At 73.0% G+C, this 578-nt stretch carries 1 protein-coding gene; it reads right to left on the bottom strand.

Going from position 1 to position 578, the window contains the following annotated elements; translation table 11 throughout:
• The coding region (locus LXM94_RS25995; RefSeq protein ID WP_235774788.1) for a molybdopterin cofactor-binding domain-containing protein at window positions 1-578 on the bottom strand (578 nt) is incomplete at both ends.

Genomic DNA, 578 nt, shown 5'->3' with positions numbered 1-578 from the left:
GGTCGCGCATCTGGAGGCCGAGCGCGCGCGAGGCGGCGTTGCCGATCGCCGCAGAGACCGGCCCCTGCGCCGCCTCGCCGGCGCCGAGCGGCGGCGCGCCCGCAGGCGCGATGAAGCGCGTCTCGACCACCGGCACTTCGGAGAAACGCAGGATCGGGTAGTCGCTCCAGTCGAGCGGCGGAATGCGCCCATCCTCGATCGGCACGGCTTCCTTCAGCGTCCAGCTGACGGCCTGCAGGGCGCCGCCCTCGATCTGGCTTAGCGCGCCCTGCGGGTTGATCAGGCGGCCGCAGTCGGCGGCAAGCCAGAGCCGTTCGACCCGGATCTCCTCGTCGACCGCAACCTCGGCCACCGCGGCGAGCCAGGCGCCCTTGTTCTTGTAGCGGGCGACGGCGAGCCCCATCGCCCGGCCCTCGCCGGCCGCCTGTTCAGCCGGCCAGCGGCACATTACGGCGACCGCCTCGAGCACCGCACGGCCGCGCGGATCCGCGAGATGCCGCAGCCGGAAGGCGAGCGGATCGGTGCCCGAGGCATCCGCCAGTTCGTCCGTCGCCCGTTCGATGGCGAAGACGTTGAGA

Origin of the sequence: Rhizobium alarense (genome assembly GCF_021555155.1) — a bacterium.
GTDB lineage: Bacteria > Pseudomonadota > Alphaproteobacteria > Rhizobiales > Rhizobiaceae > Rhizobium_D > Rhizobium_D alarense.
Note: the sequence above shows the minus strand (reverse complement) of the source record. Positions and strands in the feature narration are given on the sequence as shown.